Below are 22,107 nucleotides of genomic sequence, written 5' to 3' on the forward strand. Positions count from 1 at the left end.
CGCAAAAAAGCTGGGTAGTATACAGCCACTTCAGCCTGCATTGTATGCGGGGTTCCTTCTTCTCATCACGCCGGCCGGCCGCACGAGTCGGCAGCAGGAGCAGTATGTTTTACGGCAAAGTGGTCGCGGGCCTGCTGGGTCTCGTGCTGGGTGGTCCCATCGGCCTGGTGATTGGCCTGTTTCTCGGCCATCAGTTTGACCGCGGACTGCGGCGCACGATGGAGGCGCATTCGCCGGAGAACGTCGCCCGTATCAAGGAACGATTCTTCGAAACGATCTTCCTGCTGCTGGGGCACCTCGCCAAGGCGGATGGTCGTATTTCCCAGGGCGAGGTCGATCATACCGAGATGATCATTCGCCAGATGGGGCTCACCAGCGCCCAGCGGCAGCGCGCGATCGAGTTGTTCAAGCGCGGCGCGGCGCCCGGGTTTGATGTCGCCAGCTGCGTCGCTGACTTTCAGACAGTCTGCGGTCGCCAGATAGCCCTGCGCCAGACCTTGCTCATGTTCCTGGTGTCTCTGGCCGTGGTGGACCACGGCATCGAGGCCGCCGAGCGGCGTGTGCTCGACAACCTGGCGGGTCTGCTGGGCTTTCAGCCGTCGCACGTGGAACAGCTGCTGCGTATGGCCCAGGCCCAGGGGCAGTTCCATCACGGTGGCGCACAGCAGACCGGCCCGGACCGCCTGCAGGCAGCCTACGCCGCGCTGGGTGTGAGCCCCGAGGTGAACGACCGCGAGCTGAAACGGGCCTACCGCAAGCTGATGAGTGAGCATCACCCGGACAAGTTGATCGCTCAGGGCGTGCCGGAGGACATGCTGAAAGTCGCCACTGAAAAGTCGCAGGAAATCACCGCGGCCTACGAGCTGATCACCCGGGCGCGCAAGTAGCAGCTTCCGCCCGCGCGCGGCGCTGCACAGGCCATTGTGCTACGCTGAGCGGCCAGAGATCGCCACCCTGTCCATGATGATTGTCCTCGCCACCCTGCTGCTGCTCCTGGTCACGCTGCTCCCGCTGTGGCGTCACCCCCATTGGCTGGTGCGCGGCCTGGAGTTCCCGCGTCTGCTGCTGGCTGCCGCAGCCCTGTTGCTGCTTCTGGCACAGAGCCTGCTACTGCGGCCAGACCAGGCGCTGAGCTGGGTGCTGCTCCCGGTGACGGGCGCCTGCCTGCTGTGGCAGCTGCGGTGGATCCTGCCCTACACGCCGCTCTGGAAACGGGAAGTGAAAGCGGCACGCAGCGATGCGCCAGAGGAACACCGGCTGTCCATCCTCACCGCCAATGTGCTCACCACCAACCGCAATGCTCACACCTTCCTCAAGCTGGTGCAGGACTGCGCGCCGGATGTGCTGGTCACACTGGAGTCGGACCAGTGGTGGCAGGATCAGCTGGACGCACTGCAGCCCGCCATGCCCCACGCCCTGAAGTGCCCGCTGGACAATTTCTACGGCATGCACGTCTATTCGCGCCTGCCGCTGGATGAGGCCAGTATTGAATTCCTGGTGGAGGACGGCGTGCCGTCGATGCATGCGGTGCTTACGCTGCCCTCGGGTGACCGCGTGCGGGTGCACTTCCTGCACCCCGCGCCACCCAGTCCCACGGAAAACCCGCACTCGGCTGAACGCGACGCCGAGCTGGTTATCGTCGCGCGCAGCGTTGCCGGCAGCCCCCTGCCCGTAGTGGTCACCGGAGACCTCAACGATGTGGCCTGGTCCCCGACCACTCGCCTGTTCCGGGCCATCAGTGGCCTGCTGGACCCGCGCGTAGGGCGCGGCATGTTCAATACCTTCCACGCCCGCTACCCGTTCCTGCGCTGGCCGCTGGACCACCTGTTCCACAGTGATGATTTCACCTTGCGCAGCTTGCGTCGCCTGCCGCCCTTCGGCTCTGATCACTTTGCGTTATTTACCGAATTGGTGCTGGCGCCGGTTCGCGGTGCTGACCAGGACGGCGTGAAGCCCACAGGTGAGGATCACGCACGTGCGCGCTCGATCGCAGCAGCACAACAGGTCAGCGCCGCCTCGGTACCGACACCCGGGGAGCCCACCGCATGACCCGCCTGCAGTGGTTGCTGATACTCGCGGTACCAGTCCTCTGCGCTGTGGGCTGGAGCGGCGTCCTCGATCGTCTATCCACCGAGTATCTCGACGCCGCACTGCTCGGCTCCGGAGCGGTCTACGCCACGGCCCGGGGAATCAATGCGCTGGTATCGGTGCTGCAGGGAACGGAGGTCAATGCGTTTCTGCTCACTTTTACCGTCGGTGAACTGCTGGACCCGGTAAACGATCTTGTAGAACGTTTCTCGGCGGTGATGATGGTTGCATTGGGTGCTCTCGCCTTGCAGAAAATCCTGCTGGTTGTGGTGTCCCACGTCAGTTTCAACATACTCCTCACGGCGCTGGGCGTCCTGGGCATGCTGGCCGCCGTGTGGGGTACGCGGCGTCAGGCGGCGATTGCTGCGCGGCTGTTTCTGGTGATGGTGGTGCTGCGTTTCGCCCTGGCGCTGGTGGTGCTGGCCAACAGCTGGGTGGATGCGGTGTTTCTCAAGGACAACGAGGCCGTGCAGTATCAGGCGGTGCAGGGTTTCCACGGTGAGCTGAACGAGGCCAGTACGCTGGCCGACGGCTCTGCCCGCGGCACGTCCGCGCTGGATATCCGGCAACGGATAGCGGCGCTGGGTGACCAGGTCAGTGATTTCGCCGCCAGCCTCATCAACCTGCTGATGTCCCTGGTGCTGAAATCGATTCTGCTGCCGCTGGGTTTCTTTTACCTGGCCCTGGCCCTGTTGCGGCGTCTGCTCAATTTCCTCGGTTGAGCCAGGCGGCCCGGGCGCGGTACCTGCGCAGCATCACAGGCGCCAGAACATCGGTGTGAACAGCACCAGCAGGGTGAAAATTTCCAGGCGGCCGAGGAGCATGGCGAGGCAGAGCAGCCCCTTCGCAAACGGGCTGATGCTCGCGTAGTTCGCGGAGACGTCCCCCAGGCCCGGCCCGAGGTTGTTGATTGCTGCCGCCACCGCAGAAAACGCGGTCAGAAAGTCCATGCCGGTGCCCAGCAGCGCGAGCATGATCGTGACAAAGACAAACATGTACACCGCGAAGAAGCTCCACACCGCGCTGACCACGGAAGCCTCGACCCGGTGCTTGCCGATTTTCAGCGGGATGATCGCCTTCGGATGGACCAGCTGTTTCAGTTCACGCACACCCTGTTTCGCGATCAGCATCAGGCGCACGGCCTTGATACCACCGGCGGTGGAGCCCACGCAGCCACCCATGAAGGAGAACATGATGAGCATGACCGGCAGGAACGTCGGCCAGCCAGCGAAGTCCTGCGTGGCAAAGCCTGTGGTGGTGGTGATGGAAATGGTCTGGAACAGGCCGTGCACCAGGCTTTCGCTGAGCGGCAGGGTATCGGTCAGGATGAGGTAGCTGCAGGTGACCGCGATGCCGATCAGCAACACGCCGAGGAAGAAGCGGGACTCGGAGTCCTGCCGGTAGCCGGCCAGGCTGCGCCGACGCCAGGAGAGGAAGTGCAGGCCGAAATTCATCGCAGAAATCACCATGAACAGGCTGCAGATCAGCAGAATCGTGTTGCTCTCGAAGTAGCCCATACTGGCATCGTGCGTGGAAAAACCGCCAATGGCCACGGTTGAAAACGCGTGTGCAACGGCGTCAAAACCGGTCATTCCCGCCGCCCAGAACGCCAGCGCGCAGACAGCGGTCAGACCCAGGTAGACGAAAAACAGCGCCTTGGCGGTTTCCGCGATGCGCGGTGTCAGCTTGCGGTCTTTGGTCGGCCCCGGAATCTCGGCGCGGTACAGCTGCATGCCGCCGATGCCGAGCATGGGCAGTACCGCCACGGCGATCACGATGATCCCGATCCCACCCAGCCACTGCAGCAGCTGGCGGTAGATGAGTATGGAGCGTGGCAGTACATCCAGGCCGGTGATCACGGTCGCACCGGTTGTGGTCAGCCCGGAAATCGATTCGAAAATCGCGTCCATGGCGCTCAGCTCCAGCCCCGCGGTCAACATAAAGGGCAGCGAGCCGGCCAGGCCCAGCACGGTCCAGAACAGCGAGGTGACAAGAAAACCGTCGCGAATACGCAGCTCATGGCGCACATGCTGTACCGGCAGCCAGCTCAGCAGGCCTGCGGTAAAGGTCAGCGCCAGCGCGCTGGCAAAGCTGGTGACGGTGTGGTCGTCATCCAGCAGGGCGACGCCCATGGGGACCAGCAGGGTGCTGCTGAACAGCATCAGCAACAGGCCCAGAATGCGCAGCGTTACGCTCAGGTGCACGCGACAGACCTAGGAAAAGAAGCCGAAACCGACCGCGAACAGCTTCTCCACGGCGGAGATGCGGCTGCGATCGGTGAGGAACAGCACGACGTGGTCATCGGTTTCCACAAGCACGTGCCGGTGAGCAATCAACACTTCGTCGCCGCGCACAATGGCGCCAATGGTCACGCCCTCCGGCAGGTTGATCTCTTCCAGGCGGCGCCCGACGACCCGGGATGAATAGGCGTCGCCACGTGCCGTGACTTCAATGGCCTCGGCCGCGCCGCGGCGCAGGGAATGCACATTGGAAATGTCGCCGCGGCGCACGTGGGTCAGCAGGCTGCCAATGGTGATCTGCTGCGGTGAAATCGCGATATCGATCTCGTCGCCGACGAGGTCGGCGTAGGCGGGATTGGTGATCAGCGTGATGACTTTCTTCGCCCCCATGCGCTTGGCGAGCATGGACATCATGATATTTGATTCATCGTTGTTGGTGAGCGCGCAGAACACATCGGTGGACTCGATGTTTTCGCTGGTCAGCAACCCGGGTTCGGAAGCGCTGCCGTGCAGCACAATGGCATGCTTCAAAGACTCCGAGAGCACCCGGCAGCGCGGGTACGACTGTTCGATGACCTTCACCTGGTAGTCTCGCTCGATACTTTGCGCCAGCGTTGCCCCGATGTTGCCGCCGCCCGCGATCATCACCCGCTGGTAGGGCTTGTCGATCTTGCGCAGCTCGGACATGACCTTGCGGATGTCCTTGCGGGCAGCGATGAAAAACACTTCATCGTCCACCTCAACCACCGTATCGCCCTCCGGGATAATGGCCCGGTCGCGGCGGAATATGGCGGCGACCCGGGTATCCACCTTGGGCATATGCGTGCGAATGTCCTGCAGCTCATGGCCGACGATGGGGCCGCCGTGAAAGGCGCGCACGGCTACCAGCTGGATGCGGCCATCGGCGAAATCGAGTACCTGCAGGGCGCCCGGGTTGGCGATCAGTTCGACAATGTTCTTGGTAACCAGTTGTTCCGGCCCGATGATGACGTCCACCGGAATATTGTCGGGTGTGAACAGTTTTTCCTGGTGTGCGAGATAGTTGGGTGCGCGCACCCGGGATATCTTGGTGGGCGTGTTGAACAGGGTGTGGGCAATCTGGCAGGCCATCATGTTGATTTCGTCGCTGTTGGTCACGGCGATCAGCATGTCGGCGTCATCGGCACCCGCCTGGTACAGGGTGTCCGGGTGTGAGGCGCTGCCGCTGACCGTGCCGATGTCCAGCCGGTCCTGCAGTTCGCGCAGGCGGTCTGCGTCGGTGTCGACGACGGTGATATCGTTCTGCTCGTTTGCCAGGTGCTCAGCGAGTGTTCCGCCTACCTGACCCGCACCCAGTATGATGATCTTCATGGTTGGGGCGACCCCCCTGAAATTCCCGCCACCTTAATGAAAAGGCCCGCAAAATGTAAGGGTGCAGGGGTTGTAATACTGCACTCTAGGCCGGGCTTTTCGCGCGCCGCTGCAGCAGGCTGAAAAACAGGCCGTCCGGGCCGCCGGGACGAGGCAGGATCTGGTTGCCCGCCGCCCTGGGCGTGCCGACCTTCAGTGGCAGTGGTTCGGCGTCTTCTGTGCGTGCGAGGAAGGCGGCGATGACGCCACTGTTCTCCGCCTCCAGCACTGAGCAGGTGACGTAGAGCAGCGTGCCGCCGGGTGCCAGCAGGGGCCATAGACCATCGAGGATCGCGCCCTGCTGTGCGGCCAGTGCAGGAATGTCCTCGGGGCGGCGCAGCAGCTTGACATCGGGATGGCGACGGATCACGCCGCTGGCAGAACAGGGCGCGTCGACCAGGATGTGGTGAAAATGTCCTGCGGGCAGCAAGGCCGGGGGGCGGGCCGCGTCGCCGCAGACCACCGTGGCGTGCAGCTGCAGCCGCTGCAGATTCTCGCGCACGCGCTGCAACCGTGTTTCGTCGACATCCATGGCGGTGAGCGCGATGTCAGGGTGCCGCTCCAGCAGGTGGCAGGCCTTGCCGCCGGGTGCCGCACAGGCATCCAGCACGCGCGCGCCCGGACCCGGCGCAAGCAGCAGGGCCGCCACCTGTGCGGCCTCATCCTGCACGCTGGCCAGGCCCTCCGCGAAGCCCGGCAGGAGACCGACGTCTGTGGGGGTCTCGAGGTAGATGGCCTCCGGAGCCAGGGCCCCGGCCTGCGCCGGCATGCCCGCATCGGCCAGGCGTTGCAGGTACTGTTCGCGGGAGGCGCGCTGTGCGTTCACCCGCAGCACCATCGGCGGCTGTGCGTTATTGGCCTGCAACAGGGCCTCGGCGTCTTCGGGCCAGTCAGTCTGCAAGGCGTCGTACAGCCATTGGGGGTGCGCGCAGCGCGCTGCCGGACCCAGTGTTTCGGCAAGGCCGGCGCGTTCCCGCAGGAAGCGTCGCAGCACAGCGTTGCAGAGGCCGCGCGCCCAGTCCTTTTTCAGCGCCCGTGTTGCGCCGACACTGGCGGCAACGGCAGCGTGGTCGGGGATTCGCGTATCTTCCAGTTGGTACAGCCCGAGCAGCAGCAGTGCCTCGATGTCGCTGTCCTTGCTGCGCAGGGGCTTGTCCAGCAGTGCCTGCAGCTGCGGGTACAGCCGCGGGTACAGTCTCAGAGTGCCGTAGCAGAGTTGTTGCAGCAGTCCCCGGTCGCGGCTGCTTACCGTCTCCAGTGCGGCGGGGAGCAGCGTATTCAGCGACCCGCCCTGCAGTACGCCGGCGATGGCCTGCGCCGCCGCGGCCCGGGTATCTGTGGTCATCAGGAGGTCGCCGCTTCCGCTATCGGCTGGAAACAGGCCCCGGGTGCAAACTGCGCGCTCTGTGCGTTCAGCAGGTCAGCCGCAGGCAGCGCACGGCCGCCGGGCAGTTGCAGGGTATGGAGCCGCAGGCTGCCGTTGCCGCAGGCCACCCGAACACCTTCACGATCGGCACTGAGTATCGTACCGGGGGCGGCGTGGGTGGCCTCGGAGACGGCACTGGCCGTCCAGACGCGCACCCGCTCGCCGTTGAGCACCGCGAAGCATACGGGAAAGGGGTTGAAGGCTGCGACCTGGCGCGCCAGCTCGGTTGCGGATCGCCGCCAATCGAGTGCGCCCTCGGCCTTTTCAATTTTGTGTGCGTAGGTGGCGAGGCTGTCGTCCTGGGCGACACCCGCCTGCAGATAACCCGGCAGATCGTTGAGCACCTGCAGCAGCAGAGGAGGGCCGAGTTCGGCGAGCCTGTCATGCAGAACGGCAGCGCTGGTGACACTGTCGATGGGGCAGCGCGCGGTCGCCAGCATGGCACCGGTATCCAGCCCGGCATCCATCTGCATGATGGTGACGCCGCTCTCGGTGTCGCCGGCCTGGATCGCCCGCTGGATGGGTGCTGCGCCGCGCCAGCGCGGCAGCAGCGACGCGTGCACGTTGAGGCAGCCCCAGCGGGGCGTATCGAGTATCGCCTGCGGCAGGATCAGGCCGTAGGCCACCACCACCATGATGTCGGCGGCAAAAGCGGCCAGCTCGGCCTGCGTTTCAGGCGTGCGCAGGCTGACCGGCTGGCGCAGCGGCAGCCCGGCCTGCAGTGCCAGTTGCTTCACCGGACTGGCCTGCAGCTTCTTGCCGCGGCCTGCCGGCCGATCGGGTTGTGTGTATACGCCGACCACCTGGTGGGGACTGTCCAGCAGCGCCTGCAGGTGGTGGGCGGCGAAATCCGGTGTGCCGGCGAAGAGGACCCGCAAGGGTGCGTTGGCCATGTCAGGCCTGGCGCCGCTGTTCTTTCTGCAGTTTCTTGCGAATGCGCTGGCGCTTCACCGGCGAGATGTAATCAACAAACAGTTTGCCGTCGAGGTGGTCGATCTCGTGTTGCAGGCACACGGCAAGCAGCCCGTCCAGCTCCCGTGAAAAGGCGTCGCCGTTGCGATCCAGAGCCGTCACCGAAATGCGCCGGGGGCGCTGCACCGTCTCATAGAATCCTGGCACCGACAGGCAGCCCTCATCGTATTCGCCCAGTTCGGGATTCAGCACGGTCACTTCCGGGTTGATGAACACCAGGGGTTCGCTGCGATCCTGGCTGACATCAATGACCAGCACGCGCTGATGGACATTCACCTGTGTCGCCGCCAGACCGATGCCCGGTGCGGCGTACATGGTCTCAAAAAGGTCATCAACCAGTGTGCGCGTGGCGTCGGTGACCGCCGCCACGGGCTCCGCCCGGGTGCGCAGCCGCGGGTCCGGAAATTCGAGAATGTCGAGTACTGCCATGGAGTTAGCTGCCTTCGGAGCTCAACCGAGCAATGGTGAATTAGTCACATTTGGGCTTGCCACGGACCCATGCCCGCCGCAAACTGTGCCTAGTATATCGCTGCTGGCAAGGCGGTGCCCAGTGCCGTGTAGGGGCGCGTCGCACGCTGGCAGGGGGACATGGGGAGAACCTGCCTGAGGCTACGGCAGGCAGATGATAACAGGGACGGGCTGGACAAATCATGAGAGCGAAGTCTTTTACAGTGTGCCTCGTATTGCTCGGGAGCCTGTTCTTTGGCGCCCTGGCAGGCGCTGCGGTCGAGCTGAATGAGGATGTGCCCGATGTGTATGTGGTCAAGCGCGGTGACACACTGTGGGGCATCTCGGGGATGTACCTGCGCCAGCCTTGGCGCTGGCCGGAGCTGTGGGACGTCAATCCGCAGATCGACAACCCGCACCTGATCTACCCCGGTGACGAACTCTACCTGACCTGGGTGAATGGCGAACCGCGCCTGCAGTTGCGCCGTGGCCGCGATGTGAAGCTGGATCCGGGCATGCGCGTCAGTCCCCTGGATCTGGCCATTCCTGTGATTCCCCTGGATGAAATCGGTGCGTTCCTGAAGCGCCACCTCATTCTCGATGCGGATGCCCTGAACAACTCTGCCTATGTTGTGGCCGGCGACCAGGGTCGCCTGATTGCGGCGCCCGGCGACCGGGTCTACGGCCGCGGCCCCTTCCCCGACGGTGAGCGCACCTATGGCATTTTCCGCGCCGGTGACACCTACAGCGACCCGGTGACGGGTGAGTTGCTGGGTTACCAGGCGGTGGATATCGGCAATGCCCGCCTGGTCAGCAGCAACCTCGACGAGGTGACCGAACTCACGGTCACCCGCGTTACGGAAGAAGTGCGTATCGCCGACCGGCTGCTGCCGCAGCGCGAGCGCGTGCTCGATGCCACGTTCCAGCCGCGCGCTCCGGGTGTGCAGGTCGATGACGGCTTCATGATTGCGGTGGATGGTGGCGTCAGCCAGATTGGCCAGGGCGATATCGTGGTGCTGAACCGCGGTGAACGCGAGGGTCTTGAGGTTGGACACGTGCTGGCGATCTACCAGGCCGGTGGCCTGGTGTTTGACGAGGTGGCACGGCAGAACGTTGCCCTGCCCGACACCCGCGCCGGATTGTTGATGGTCTTCGAAGTGTTCGAGAAAGCGAGCTACGCGCTGGTGCTGCGCGCCAACCGGCCGCTGAAGGTCCTCGACAAGGTGAAAAACCCCTGAAGTAAGCACGGCGGCCACGGAATGGCCGCCGCCAGGCAGTTCCCGGTTTAACGGAGATTACGTCAAGGATGATGTATGGATACCGATCACGCACGGCTGTGCCTGCTGCTGCACAGCCTTCCACGGCTTAAAAATCGCCAGCTCAGGCACCTCCTCGTGCATTTCAATACGCCTGCGGCGCTGTTGCAGGCCGCACCCGAGGATCTGCTGGCAGCGGGCGCCACAGCGGCCGCGGTGCAGGATCTTGCGCTTGCCCGGCGCCATGGTCGTCACCCGCAGGCTGCCGTCGACATAACGGCCCAGCTCGATCAGCTGCGTGCCGCTGGCGCACAGGTTCTGGTGCTGGGTCAGCCGGATTATCCGCCACTGCTGGCGATGACCAGCGATCCACCCCCCTTCCTCTACGCCCGCGGCCACGTGGCGGCGCTGTGCGCGCCCCAGCTCGCCGTGGTTGGCAGCCGCAAGGCCAGCGCCATCGGCTTGCGTGCCGCCACTGAGTTGGCCGCTGCGGCCGTCGACGCCGGTCTGGTGGTGACCAGCGGCCTTGCACTGGGCATTGACGCCGCGGCGCACCGCGGCGCACTGCTCGCCGGGGGCGCATCGGTTGCGGTTATGGCCACGGGTGTCGAGTCGGTTTACCCGCGACGCCACGCCGCACTGGCCACCGAGCTGCTCGATGCAGGTTGCCTGGTGACCGAGTTCCCGCCCTTGACCCCGCCGCTTCCCGGCCACTTCCCGGCCCGCAATCGCATCATCAGTGGCCTGTCCCTCGGGGTGCTGGTGGTAGAGGCGGCACTGCCCAGTGGCTCCCTCATCACGGCCGGCACCGCACTGGAACAGGGGCGGGAGGTCTTCGCCCTGCCCTGGTTCCCCGGTCATGTTGGCGGCCGTGGCTGCCTGCAGCTCTTGCGGGACGGTGCGGTGCTGGTGGAAGCAATCGAAGATGTTCTCGACAACCTGGGACCTCTGTTTAACGGGCGGCGGCCGCAGCGCGCCCCAGCGCCATCCGCGGAGACGGCGCAGGCGCACTGGCTACTGACCTTGATGGGCGGTACGGCCGTTGATGTCGATGCCCTGGTCGCGGCCTCGGGCCGCCCGCTGCCTGAGGTGTTGTCTGCCTTGTCACTGCTGGAAGCCCGGGGTCTCGTGCTGCGCGAAGCGGGCCGCTACCTGTGCACGGAGGCCGGGCTTGCCACGCCCCGGGAGAGTGGTTAAATTCCCCGCTCCGCTGTATGCCATCGGCCGCTGCTGCGCCCAGGTCGCTGCAGTCGAGCGGCCGGATCTGCCCGCGCCCAGTCTCACGAGGAGTAGCACCGCATGCCATCTGCCCTGCAACTGAAAGCCGCCGTGCGCGCCCTGGCTGACGGCGGGGTGATTGCCTGTCCCACGGAGGCAGTCTGGGGCCTGAGTTGTGATCCCGGCGACCCGCAGGCGGTCGCCCGGCTGTTGCAGATCAAGGAGCGCCCGGTGGAAAAGGGGCTGATTCTGGTTGCCGCAAATACCCGGCAGATAGCCGCGTTGCTGGCGGAGCTGAGTGAGGCGCAGCGGCAGAAGCTGGCGCTGTCCTGGCCGGGACCCACAACCTGGCTGATTCCGCATCATGGACGGGTACCAGCCTGGGTGCACGGGGGCCGTGATACGGTGGCGGTCAGGGTTACCGCCCATCCCGGCATGGTCGCCCTGTGTTCCGCCTGGGGAGGGCCGCTGGTGTCGACGTCGGCCAACCCGGGCGGCAGTCGGCCGGCGCAGTCGCTGTTCCAGGTGCACCGCTATTTCCGCGGTATGCTGGATGGGATTCTGCCCGGTCCCCTCGGTGGCGCATTGCGGCCCTCGGTGATTCGCGACCTGCAAACCGACAGGGTCTTGCGCTCCTGATTCGGGCCCCCGCCGGTGCAAGCCTGCCGGCGGCATGCGTATAATGGCCGGCGCTGAATGTGAGGACTCCACCGCCATGCACGCCGAAGACGTCAAAACCTACCTGCTGGCACTGCAGCAGCGCATTTGTGAAGCGCTGTCGCTGGAGGACGGCGGCAAAGACTTCATCGTCGATGAGTGGCAGCGCGCCGAAGGGGGTGGTGGTCGCAGTCGCGTGCTGGCGGATGGCGACGTGTTCGAAAAAGCCGGTGTCAACTTTTCCCACGTGATGGGTGAACACCTGCCGCCGTCGGCGACAGCGGCCCGGCCGGAGCTCGCCGGACGCAGCTACCAGGCGATGGGCGTTTCCCTGGTGATCCACCCCAGAAACCCCTATGTGCCTACGTCCCACGCCAACGTCCGCATGTTCGTGGCAGAGAAGGACGGCGCGGAGCCGGTCTGGTGGTTCGGCGGCGGCTATGACCTGACACCCTATTACGGCAATCGCGAAGACTGCCGGCACTGGCATCAGGTCGCGGCAGACGCCTGCGCCCCCTTTGGCGAAGAGGTCTACCCCCGTTACAAGCGCTGGTGTGATGAGTACTTCTACCTGAAACACCGACGTGAGCCCCGAGGCGTGGGGGGGCTGTTCTACGACGACCTCAATGAAGGAGGTTTCGAGCGCTGTTTTGGCTTCATGCGCGCCGTGGGAGATTCCTACCTGCCCGCTTACCTGCCGATCGTGCAGCGCCGCAAGAACCAGCCCTGGGGTGAACGTGAGCGCCAGTTCCAGCTTTATCGGCGTGGCCGTTACGTGGAATTCAACCTGGTGTTCGACCGCGGCACGCTGTTTGGCCTGCAGTCGGATGGGCGCACCGAGGCGATTCTGATGTCGCTGCCACCGCTGGTGCGCTGGGAGTACAACTATCAGCCCGAGCCCGACTCTGCAGAGGCGGAGCTGACGGATTATTACCTGCAGCACCGGGACTGGCTTGATGTATAGCGCTCGGCCGGCTCACCCGACATCGCGTTGGACAGACCTCTCATGACTGCGCAGCCAGATAAATACGCCGTTTTTGGCAATCCCATCAAGCACAGCAAGTCGCCGGCAATCCATGCGGCGTTTGCGGAGCAGTGCGGGCAACACCTGCATTACCGTGCCGTGCGTGTGGAGCTGGACGACTTTGCCCGTTCCGCCCGCTGTTTTTTCGCCAGCGGCGGCAAGGGTCTGAATGTCACGGTACCGTTCAAGCAGGAAGCCTGCGCGTTTGCAGATACCCTCACCGCACGGGCGCGGCGAGCGGGTGCAGTAAACACGCTGAGCCTTGGCGCGGATGGCACCATTGCCGGTGACACCACCGATGGCATTGGCCTGGTGCGTGACATGGTGGCGAATCTGGGCTGGCAACTGCAGGGGCGCCGCGTGGCCATCATCGGTGCCGGCGGCGCGGTGCGCGGTGTGCTGGAGCCGCTGTTGAGTGAACGTCCCGCCGCCCTGCTCATCGCCAACCGCACCGCAGCGCGGGCGGAGGAGCTGGCGGAGGCCTTTGCGTCCCTCGGCCCGGTGCGCGGTGGCGGCCTTGAGCTGCTGGAGGGGCTGGAGGTGGATGTGCTGATCAATGCGACCAGCGCGGGCCTGTCCGGGGAGATGCCCGCCCTGCCGGAGATTCAGCTCACGGTGCGCAGCTGCTGCTACGACATGCTGTACGGCGCCGAACCCACACCGTTCATGCGCTGGGCGGCACAAAACACCGCCTGGGCCGTCGCGGACGGGCTGGGCATGCTGGTGGAGCAGGCGGCAGAATCGTTTTATCGCTGGCGCCAGGTGCGCCCGGCGACGCAGCCGGTGATTGCGCGGATGAGGCATCTGCTGGCAGCGGCCTGACCTCGCAGCGCGTGAAGCGCGGTCATCACCGCTCCAGCTCGGCCAGATGCTGGTCCTTGAGGCGCACGTAGTTGGCGGCGCTGTAGCTGAAGTAGTCGAGCTCCTTCTCGCTCAGGGGCCGCATCTCGCGCGCCGGGCTGCCCGCGTACAGGTAGCCGCTGCGCAGGGTCTTGCCCGGCGTAACCAGCGCGCAGGCGCCGATGACGACCGCGTCCTCAACCACGGCGCCATCCATGATAGTGGCACCCATCCCCACCAGCACCCGGTTGCCCACGGTGCAGCCGTGCAATGTGGCGTTGTGCCCTATGGTCACGTCGCTGCCGATCAACAGCGGCCAGCCGTCGGGGTTGTAGGGCCCGGCATGGGTGATATGCAGCACGCTGCCGTCCTGCACGCTGGTGCGCGCGCCGATACGAATGCGATGCATGTCGCCACGGATTACCGCCTGCGGCCAGACGGAGACGTCGTCACCCAGTTCGACGTCTCCCAGAACCACGGCGCTGGGGTCGATCAGCACGCGCTGCCCCAGGGAAGGGGTGTGGCCGCCGAAGCTGCGCAGGCTGGTCGCGGTGTAGTGGCGCATAACAGACTCCTTGTTTGATCCTGCTACAATAGCGGCTGTTTCAGCAGCCTGCCAGCCGATGCTGGCCCGGAAGTGTGTATGTCGACACCAGCCCAGAACAGGCGCTTTATCGCCGGAGCCGTGTGCCCGCGGTGTAGCGCCATGGACACCATTGTTGTGGACCGTGAGAGCGATCTGCGGGAATGTGTTGCCTGTGGATTCAGCGACCCGCGGCCCAAAGACGGGCTGGTTGCCGAGCCGCCCACCCGGGTCAGCCGACCCGCCGCGCGGCGGGTGGAAACACCGGCGGCGGTGGTACGGATACTGGACCCCTCAGGGGGTGGCAAGGGGCAGGAGTGACCCCGCCCCGCGGCGCTTACAGGAAGCGGTAGGAGACCTCAACACCGACCGTGCGCGGGTCGCCCGGGAAGCGCCCTACCGTACCCAGGAAATCGGAGGTCCAGGTTTCCTCATACCCTTCGTCCAGCATATTGCGGCTCCACAGGAACACCGACCAGGTCTCCGCCTCGATACCGATGCGGCCGTTCAGCAGTGAGTAACTGTCGATTTCTCCCCATACCAGGCTGCTGCCCGGGCGCGCGAACGACACGTTGTCCTCGGTAGCATAGAAACTGTCGGTGTAGGTCCAGTCAACGCGGGTCACAAACTCGGCGCCCAGATCAGGCAGGGGCAGGTTGTGCTGAATGGCGAAGGCCGCGGTCAGCTCCGGCGCGTCCGGCAGCTTGTTGCCCGCGAGGTCCGTGCCCAGGCCCGCGGGGTTGCGCACGCTGGCACCGCCCGGGAAAGACTCGAACTCGGCGTCGTTGTAGCCGAGGGCACCCTGCAACATGAGGCTGTTGCCGGGGAAGTAGGTGAGCTCCGCTTCCACACCCCGTGAGCGCACTTCCGCGGCGTTGCGAATGGTGATCGCCGAAGTATTGTTGTCCAGCTGCACGAACTGGTTCAACTGGTAGTCCTCGAAGTCCATCTGGAAGGCCACCAGGTTGTAGCGCAGGCGGTTTTCCAGCGCGGTGCCCTTCAGGCCGATCTCCCAGGCTTCGACGGTTTCCTGGTCAAAATCGATGCCGTCGGTGAGGGCGCTGGTGGTGACAAAGTCGACGTTGTAGCCGCCGCTCTTGAACGCTTCGGAATATTTCACATAGAGGTTGGAATCCTCACCGAGCGCATAGCTCAGGCTGATCATCGGCGACAGGTCGTCGTAGTCGTTTTCGTCGGTGAAGTTGGCGACGGTCTGGTTGCCGACCACGGGACCCACCGCAACGCCGAAGATGGCGGCGCCGGGAACCTGCAGGAAGCCGAGGTCCACGATGTCGCCGATCAGGTCGAAGTCGACCTCCCGGGTCTCTTCCGTGTAGCGCAGGCCGAAGCCCAGGGTCAGGCGCTCCGTGAGATCGTAAGTGCCGTTCAGGTAGGCCGCATAGCTGCGCGTGTCCACGTCGGCGAAGGTGCCCACACCGGCGCCATCAAACTGCGCGCCGAATGGTGCCAGCGGCGGCGCCAGACCCTGGAAAACGATACCGATTTCATCGCCGATAATAGCGCGGCGTGAAGAGCTGGCCTGTTCATCGTAAAGATACAGACCGGCAACGTACTTCAGGCGACCGCTGTCGGGGGAGAAGATCTGGAACTCCTGGGTGGTTTGCTCATAGGCGTCCGGGTATTCCACCCGCAGCAGGTTGAGGAAGGAGTGGTCGGTGTCCTGCCCGCGGTCGACCCAGGTGTCCCGGTAGGCGGTAATGGACGTCAGCCGATAGTCGCTGCCGAGATCGACGTTGACGGTGGCGGAGACCCCCCAGATCTCCCGCTCCTCATGATTGTCGACATTATTGTCGATATTGAACGCGCCAGGCGATGCCGTGTTGGGAACGCTGCCGGACCAGTCGGAGATGGCCGTACCCCAGAACGAAACGCGCTCCGACTCCAGGTAGTCGCCGGCAATATTGACGTCGTAGTGCTCGCCGCCGAAGGCGAACTGGCCGCGCACGGCAGTGCCGTCGCGCTCGTTGTGGCGGGTGCCCGTGGTAACGTTATTGATGAAGCCATCGCGGTTGTGGTCAACCACCGAGAACCGCGCCGCCGCATTCTCACCCAGCGGCAGGTTGGCGATCGCGGACACGCGGTAGGAGTCGTAGTTGCCCATTTCCCCGGTCACCAGCAGTTCCTGTTCCTGCGTCGGCTTCTTGGTGATCATGCTGATGGCCCCTGCCACCGTGTTTTTGCCGAACAGTGTGCCCTGTGGTCCACGGGCCACTTCCACCCGCTCCAGGTCGAGGATATCGATGTTCTGGGCGGGAGACTGGCCCATGTACACGCCATCGACATAGACTCCGGCACGCGTGTCGAAGCCGATGTTGCGCGTGTTTGCACCGACGCCGCGGATGCGCACAGCGGTAGAGCTGTCGTTGCCGCCGGAGATGCTCATATTGGGGATGAATTCGGCCAGCTCGCGCACCTGTCGAACCCCGGTTTTCTGCAGTGCCTCGCTGCCCATTACGGCAATCGAGATGGGCACATCGGTGAGGCTCTCGGTGCGCTTTTGCGCGGTCACCACGACCTCCTCGAGCATGCCCGCGTTGCCCTGGGCGGCGGCGTTGACCGACAGCACGAGCAGCGCGGCAAGTGTCAGGCGTGATTGCAGTATGGGCTTTGACATATGGAATATCCTGTTATTCATAAATAAGGGTCTGTCGCGGTTTTGTTCGCGTTCAAGCGTAGCAGAAAGCCGCGGATTGTCACCGTGTGTGCGCCGGAGGAATGGTCATTGGTACAGATAGTTCTGCGGCATGGCGGGCGCGCGACAGGTTGGTTATGATCGTCCCCCGTTTGACGCAAGGATATCGTCCCCATGCACCTGTCCCGTTTTCCGCGCCTGCATTTCGCTCACCTCCCCACCCCCCTGGAGCCGCTGGAGCGCCTGAGTGCTCACCTGGGAGGACCTCGCCTGTGGATCAAACGCGATGACTGCACAGGGCTCGCCGGCGGTGGCAACAAGACGCGCAAGCTGGAGTTCCTGCTGGCGGACGCCCGCGCTCAGGGCGCGGACACAGTCATTACACAGGGCGCGACCCAGTCCAATCATGCGCGCCAGACGGCGGCGATCGCTGCCCGGCTGGGCATGGCCTGCCACCTGCTGCTCGAGGATCGCACGGCCAGCGAAGATCCCGACTACAACTACAACGGTAACGTGCTGTTGAACGAATTGTTTGGCGCGAGGTTGTCCCTGCACCCGGGAGGCACCGACATGAATGCCGCCATGGCCGCCGAGGCGCAGCGTCTGCAGGCGCAGGGAGCGCGCCCTTACGTGATACCGGGCGGAGGCTCCAACGCGGTGGGTGCCCTGGGTTACGCCAATGCCGCCCTGGAACTGCTGGCACAGGCCAACGACCGCGGTTTGCTGGTCCGTGAGCTGGTGCATGCTACCGGCAGCGCGGGCACCCAGGCCGGACTGGTAGCGGGACTGGTCGCCACACACAGTGGCATTCCGGTACTGGGCATTGGCGTGCGGGCGCCGGATGCGGTGCAGCACCGCAACGTGCTGGCGCTCGCCAACGAGACAACCGCACTGATGGGGTTGGGGCCAATCGCCACTGCGCAGGATGTACAGGTAAATTGCAGCTACGTGGGCGAGGGCTACGGTATTCCCACCCAGGGTACGCTGGAGGCCATCGCGCTGCTCGCCGAGCTGGAGGGCATCCTGTTGGACCCGGTGTACACCGGCAAGGGGATGGCCGGGCTGATCGATCAGGTGCGCCAGGGGCGCTACCACCCGGACGACAACGTGGTATTCCTGCACACCGGCGGCAGTCAGGCGCTGTTCGGTTACCGAGCGGCTTTCGGTTTCGCCAGCTATCGGTGATGCGCCATCAGCCCAGCTTGCTGAAACCGAGGGGCATGCGCTTGAAACCGTCCATGAAGTTGGAGCGAAAATGCGTCGGTGCCTCCAGCAAGCGCAGGTCGCCCATGCGTGACAGTATCTCCCGGGTCATCATGTCAAGGTTCAGTCGCGCCTGATGCTGACCGGGGCACACGTGGACGCCGAAGCCGAAGGTGCGCATGGCGCGACGCGTCTGCGCCGGGTCGCGGGTGATGTCGAAGCGGTCGGGGTTGTCAAAGAGGGCCGGGTCCCGGTTGACTGAGGCCAGCAGGCAGACCACTTTGCTCCCCCGGGCAATCCGCTGTCCGGCAAGCTCGACATCGCGCATGGCCGTGCGCCGGGTATAGACCACGGTGTTGCGATAACGCAGGATTTCCTCAACCGCCGAAGGTATCAGTGCCGGATTCGACCGCAACAGCGCGAGCTGCTGTGGATGGCGGATGAGCTCGTGGATCAGCCATGAGAGCGTGTTGCGCGTGGTTTCCGTGCCACCGATCATGAGGCCCTGGAAGATGACGCCGTACTCCTGATCGTTCAGCTTCCGGCCATCGATCTCCGCTGCCAGCAGCTCGCTGGTCATGTCGTTTCCCGGTTGTTCGCGGCGTTTGCCGGCGAAGGCCGCTGCCCACGCGACCATCTGTGCCGATGCCGCCCAGCCTTCCTCGCGGCTGCCGGCATAATCCGGGTCATTGGCCAGGGTTACCGCGTTGATGGCCGGCACCAGGTAGGCGTAGTCGTCGTCCGGCACCCCGAGCAGGGTAAACATCACGTGCACGGGCAAGTGCATGGCGACGTCGCTGACGAACTCGCAGCTGCCGCGATCAATGATGTTGTCGATGATGGCGCTCACTTTCGCCTGCATCATGTCGCGGCGCGCCTCCAGCGCTGCCGGCCGAAAGGCATAATCGACCAGCGCCCGGCGCGACCGGTGCTCGGGCGGATCGAGGAAGGTCATCGCCTGCCGCTGCAGTGCCAGCAGCTCCTCGGGAAAATCCTCCAGCAGGGGCCCGAAGCTGCTGGAGAACGTGGCCGGGTCGCGCAGCACGGCGTCGATGTCGGCCTTGTGCAGCACCAGCCAGTGGCCTCCCGCGGCATAGTCGTCTTCCTGCCAGACCACGCGGTGATCGCGCCGCAGGGTCTCAATCGCCTCTCGTGGCGTGCCCTGAACGAAGTTATCGAGGTGCAGCAGGCGGCTGGTGAAGGGGCGGGCAGTCATGGTGGCTCACAGGGGCTGGATGGGATCCCCGAGACTAGCACAGGGTTGACGCCAGGGCAGCCCTCGCCCTAGCGGGTGACCTTTTCCGGCGGACGAAACCAGCCCCCGCGCGCGGACAGGCGCCGAAAGCAGCGGTAGAGGGTCAGGCCCCTGGCCGCGTTGAACAGGGTAAAGGCCAGCCACAGTCCGTGGTTGCCCCAGGGCTGGCTGAGGTACCAGACCGGCAGGTAGACGAACAAGGCACTGGCGAGCATGGTCAGCATCATGTCCCGGGTTTCCCCGGTGCCGATGAACACACCGTCCAGCAGGTAGGTCGGCGCGGCGACAAGCGGCAGCAGGACCAGCCAGAAACGGTGCCGATCCAGCACGGCCAGCACCTCCGGCAGGCTGGTCAGAATCCTGAAAAGCGGCAGTTGCAGGAGCAGGAAGGCGGCGCTGAGCAGCACCGCAGAGGCCGCGCACCACAGGCCGCAGCGGCGCACCACGCGGTAGAAGCCGGGGGCGTCTCCGGCGCCAGCCCGGTTCCCTGCGAGGCTTTCGACGGCGTAGGCAAAGCCATCCAGCGCGTAGGCCGTCAGCAGCAGCAATTGCATCAGCAGGGCGTTGGCGGCCAGGGTTGCCGCACCCAGTTTCTCTCCCATGCTGGTGAAAAAGGCGAAGGCTGCGAGCAGCGTAATCGTGCGCACGAACAGGTGGCTGTTGCTGCGCATCAGCGTGAGGTAGGCCCGAGGTTGCAGCAGCTCAGCCAGGTTGGCGGGGCGCGGCGCGGCGCGCCGAGCCACGCCGGCAACGGCCAGTCCGAGCCCGAGGTATTCAGCGATCACGGTAGCCGTTGCGGCGCCGTCGCTGGCCAGGCCGAGCCCTACCACCAACACGATGTCCAGCAGGATATTGGCCAGATTGGTCGCGATCAGTACCCACATCGGCCAGCGCGTGTCGCCGTGCCCGATAAACCACCCGATAATGGCGTAGGTCAGCAGCACCGCCGGTGCGCTGATGATGCGAATGCGCGCGTAACTGTCCGCCAGCGTCAGCAATGCGGCGTCGGGCGCCATCAGCGCCAGTCCGGCCTGTAACCACAGGGGATGCAGGAGCCAGACCAGGCTCGCCAGCACCAGCGCCAGCACGCCGGCCCGGTAGAGCTCCAGGCTGGCCCGTGACGCGCTGCCGGCCCCGAGCGCGCGCGCGACGCGCCCGGTTGTGCCCATGCGCAGAAAGCTGAAACCCCAGTAGAGAAATGACAGCAGGGCGCTGCCGATGGCGACGGCGCCGAGATAGCGCGTATCCTCCAGGTGGCCCAGTATGCCTGCGTCGACCAGGCCGAGGAGTGGAATGGAAATGTTGGACAAAATCGCGGGCCAGGCGATTCGCCATATTTTGTGGTCCAGTGATGTTGCAGTAACCATATCTAGCGCTCTGACGCCCGGTAGCGCGGCCTGAACCGACGGCGGCCAAACCCTCACAAAATCAGCATCTTAGTATTTTTTGCTCAAGAGTTTCGCTATAATCGCCGCGGCTCGTGATGCGACACTTGGTCGCAGGGGCTTGAAAATTGGCTGGAACAAGCATCTATCTCATTCCTCCCTTCCCCTGATGAAGGGCTGCGGCCCCCGGTGCAAAGCGCCCGTGGCCGCGGGAAAGGCGCGCTCTGAAGAGTGCTCCCAGGAACAGTGTAGTGCTCCACCGGCTGGGGGAGAGTTTGTGACAATGAGGGAGACACGGGAAATGTTGTTGAAGGCGAACAGACTGCGTGAGCTGGCGCTTGGTCCTGTGCTCATGCTGCTTAGCCTGGCCAGTGCCGGTGCTGCAGCGGCGGGTGACAAGGTTAACCAGGTGAATATGGCACCCGGCGCCACCGAAATCGGCCAGAGCATTTACGACCTGCACATGCTGATCTTCTGGATCTGCGTCATTATTGGCGCGTTGGTTTTCGGGGTAATGTTCTACTCCATCTATTACCACCGCAAATCGCGCGGCGTGACGCCATCCACCTTCCATGAAAGCACCAAGGTGGAGATTGCCTGGACAGTGGTTCCGTTCCTCATCCTTATCGGTATGGCGGTGCCCGCCACGTCGACCCTGCTGGACATCTACGATTTTGACGATGCTGAGATGGACGTCCTGATCACCGGATACCAGTGGAAGTGGAAGTACGAGTACCTCGACGAGAACGGCGAGAATGTCTCCTTCTTCAGCAACCTGCGCACCCCGCAGGGCGAAATCTACAACACGGTGGAAAAGGGCGAACACTACCTCCTCGAGGTGGACGAGCCACTGGTGATCCCCGTGGATACCAAGGTACGTTTCCTGGTCACTGCCAACGACGTTATCCACTCCTGGTGGGTGCCGGAGCTGGCTGTGAAGAAAGACGCCATTCCCGGTTTCATCAACGAAACCTGGACCAAAGCCAGCGTGGAAGGCATCTACCGCGGGCAATGTGCCGAGTTGTGTGGCAAGGACCACGGCTTTATGCCGGTGGTGGTGAATGTGGTCAGCAAGGACGAGTACGCCGGCTGGCTGGAGACGAAGAAGGCCGAGGCCGCTGAAATTCGCGATCTGATGGCGCAAACCTTCACCCTGGACGAGTTGATGACCCGGGGCAAGGCGGTCTACGAGCGCAATTGCCTCGCCTGCCACGGCGCCAATGGTGAGGGCGGTGTGGGCACCGCCATCGCGGGCAGCGCTATCGCCACGGGCGATGTCAGTGGGCACCTGGAAATTGGTATCAACGGTGTGCCGGGTTCTGCCATGCAGGCCTTCGGCGGCCAGATCAACGATGTGGAAATGGCGGCGGTGATCACGTATCAGCGCAATGCTTTTGGCAACAATATGGGTGACCTGGTTCAGCCCATTGATGTGTACAACCACAAAAAAGGCTAATTGGAGGAGTTAACG

20 protein-coding genes are annotated in these 22,107 nt (G+C 64.4%); 11 read left to right on the forward strand and 9 right to left on the reverse strand.

The window, feature by feature from the left end:
- The first annotated feature begins 104 nt into the window (after positions 1–104).
- The 3 genes from djlA to R3E49_RS02490 are packed head-to-tail and all read left to right on the forward strand — an operon-like array spanning position 105 to position 2,810.
- Entirely contained in the window at positions 105–887 is a 783-nt protein-coding gene (gene djlA, locus R3E49_RS02480) for a co-chaperone DjlA (protein ID WP_371293587.1), read from the forward strand.
- Between the two features lie 34 nt (positions 888–921).
- On the forward strand, positions 922–2,049 hold the full coding sequence (locus R3E49_RS02485; protein ID WP_371293588.1) for an endonuclease/exonuclease/phosphatase family protein: 1,128 nt from the start codon (positions 922–924) through the stop codon (positions 2,047–2,049).
- On the forward strand, positions 2,046–2,810 hold the full coding sequence (locus R3E49_RS02490; protein WP_371293589.1) for a hypothetical protein: 765 nt from the start codon (positions 2,046–2,048) through the stop codon (positions 2,808–2,810). The genes R3E49_RS02485 and R3E49_RS02490 overlap by 4 nt, the downstream gene beginning before the upstream one ends.
- Positions 2,811–2,843: 33 nt before the next feature.
- On the opposite strand, the gene R3E49_RS02495 is transcribed toward R3E49_RS02490, so the two are convergent.
- The 5 genes from R3E49_RS02495 to def form a co-directional block, all read right to left on the reverse strand.
- Positions 2,844–4,292 carry a TrkH family potassium uptake protein gene (locus R3E49_RS02495; protein WP_371293590.1) on the reverse strand — a complete coding sequence of 483 codons (1,449 nt, stop codon included), beginning with the start codon at positions 4,290–4,292 and terminating at the stop codon, positions 2,844–2,846.
- A 9-nt stretch (positions 4,293–4,301) separates the two neighbouring features.
- Positions 4,302–5,678 (reverse strand): Trk system potassium transporter TrkA, encoded by a 1,377-nt coding sequence (gene trkA / locus R3E49_RS02500; protein ID WP_371293591.1) that lies wholly within the window; start codon positions 5,676–5,678, stop codon positions 4,302–4,304.
- Positions 5,679–5,763: 85 nt separating this feature from the next.
- Positions 5,764–7,062, reverse strand: coding sequence for a 16S rRNA (cytosine(967)-C(5))-methyltransferase RsmB (rsmB, locus tag R3E49_RS02505; protein ID WP_371293592.1), 1,299 nt, complete (start codon positions 7,060–7,062; stop codon positions 5,764–5,766).
- Positions 7,062–8,036, reverse strand: a complete 975-nt coding sequence (gene fmt / locus R3E49_RS02510) for a methionyl-tRNA formyltransferase (protein WP_371293593.1) — start codon at positions 8,034–8,036, stop codon at positions 7,062–7,064. Before fmt ends, rsmB begins: the two co-directional genes overlap by 1 nt.
- Position 8,037: 1 nt before the next feature.
- Positions 8,038–8,544: a peptide deformylase gene (def, locus tag R3E49_RS02515; protein WP_371293594.1), complete on the reverse strand. Its 507-nt coding sequence runs from the start codon at positions 8,542–8,544 to the stop codon at positions 8,038–8,040.
- A 221-nt stretch (positions 8,545–8,765) separates the two neighbouring features.
- Between def and R3E49_RS02520 the strand changes: the two genes are divergently transcribed.
- The 5 genes from R3E49_RS02520 (at position 8,766) to aroE (ending at position 13,539) form a co-directional block, all read left to right on the forward strand.
- A complete protein-coding gene (locus R3E49_RS02520; RefSeq protein WP_290740960.1) occupies positions 8,766–9,800 on the forward strand; it encodes a LysM peptidoglycan-binding domain-containing protein in 1,035 nt (344 codons plus the stop codon).
- Positions 9,801–9,875: 75 nt separating this feature from the next.
- On the forward strand, positions 9,876–11,015 hold the full coding sequence (gene dprA, locus R3E49_RS02525) for a DNA-processing protein DprA (RefSeq protein WP_371293595.1): 1,140 nt from the start codon (positions 9,876–9,878) through the stop codon (positions 11,013–11,015).
- Positions 11,016–11,117: 102 nt separating this feature from the next.
- Positions 11,118–11,675: an L-threonylcarbamoyladenylate synthase gene (locus R3E49_RS02530; protein WP_371293596.1), complete on the forward strand. Its 558-nt coding sequence runs from the start codon at positions 11,118–11,120 to the stop codon at positions 11,673–11,675.
- 76 nt (positions 11,676–11,751) lie between these two features.
- Complete coding sequence (gene hemF / locus R3E49_RS02535; RefSeq protein ID WP_371293597.1) at positions 11,752–12,657, forward strand: oxygen-dependent coproporphyrinogen oxidase; 906 nt, start codon at positions 11,752–11,754, stop codon at positions 12,655–12,657.
- A gap of 42 nt (positions 12,658–12,699) precedes the next feature.
- Positions 12,700–13,539, forward strand: coding sequence for a shikimate dehydrogenase (aroE, locus tag R3E49_RS02540; RefSeq protein ID WP_371293598.1), 840 nt, complete (start codon positions 12,700–12,702; stop codon positions 13,537–13,539).
- 25 nt (positions 13,540–13,564) lie between these two features.
- Here the strand turns inward: aroE and R3E49_RS02545 are convergent, their stop codons facing one another.
- A complete protein-coding gene (locus R3E49_RS02545) occupies positions 13,565–14,122 on the reverse strand; it encodes a gamma carbonic anhydrase family protein (RefSeq protein ID WP_290740970.1) in 558 nt (185 codons plus the stop codon).
- A gap of 78 nt (positions 14,123–14,200) precedes the next feature.
- Here R3E49_RS02545 and R3E49_RS02550 point away from each other — a divergent pair, with 78 nt between their 5' ends.
- Positions 14,201–14,461: a YheV family putative zinc ribbon protein gene (locus R3E49_RS02550; RefSeq protein ID WP_371293599.1), complete on the forward strand. Its 261-nt coding sequence runs from the start codon at positions 14,201–14,203 to the stop codon at positions 14,459–14,461.
- A gap of 16 nt (positions 14,462–14,477) precedes the next feature.
- Here R3E49_RS02550 and R3E49_RS02555 read toward each other — a convergent pair whose 3' ends face one another.
- Positions 14,478–16,775 carry a TonB-dependent receptor gene (locus R3E49_RS02555; protein WP_371293600.1) on the reverse strand — a complete coding sequence of 766 codons (2,298 nt, stop codon included), beginning with the start codon at positions 16,773–16,775 and terminating at the stop codon, positions 14,478–14,480.
- Positions 16,776–16,967: 192 nt separating this feature from the next.
- Here R3E49_RS02555 and R3E49_RS02560 point away from each other — a divergent pair, with 192 nt between their 5' ends.
- Positions 16,968–17,978 carry a D-cysteine desulfhydrase gene (locus R3E49_RS02560; RefSeq protein WP_371293601.1) on the forward strand — a complete coding sequence of 337 codons (1,011 nt, stop codon included), beginning with the start codon at positions 16,968–16,970 and terminating at the stop codon, positions 17,976–17,978.
- A 7-nt stretch (positions 17,979–17,985) separates the two neighbouring features.
- Here R3E49_RS02560 and R3E49_RS02565 read toward each other — a convergent pair whose 3' ends face one another.
- Together R3E49_RS02565 and R3E49_RS02570 are read right to left on the reverse strand one after the other, a co-directional pair.
- Complete coding sequence (locus R3E49_RS02565) at positions 17,986–19,212, reverse strand: cytochrome P450 (RefSeq protein WP_371293602.1); 1,227 nt, start codon at positions 19,210–19,212, stop codon at positions 17,986–17,988.
- 68 nt (positions 19,213–19,280) lie between these two features.
- On the reverse strand, positions 19,281–20,618 hold the full coding sequence (locus R3E49_RS02570) for an MATE family efflux transporter (protein WP_371293603.1): 1,338 nt from the start codon (positions 20,616–20,618) through the stop codon (positions 19,281–19,283).
- A 370-nt stretch (positions 20,619–20,988) separates the two neighbouring features.
- On the opposite strand from R3E49_RS02570, the gene coxB reads away from it, so the two are divergent.
- On the forward strand, positions 20,989–22,092 hold the full coding sequence (gene coxB / locus R3E49_RS02575; RefSeq protein WP_371293784.1) for a cytochrome c oxidase subunit II: 1,104 nt from the start codon (positions 20,989–20,991) through the stop codon (positions 22,090–22,092).
- The last annotated feature ends 15 nt before the right edge of the window (positions 22,093–22,107 follow it).

It is taken from the genome of Haliea sp. (assembly GCF_041395985.1).
In the GTDB taxonomy this organism is placed as follows: Bacteria; Pseudomonadota; Gammaproteobacteria; order Pseudomonadales; family Halieaceae; genus Haliea.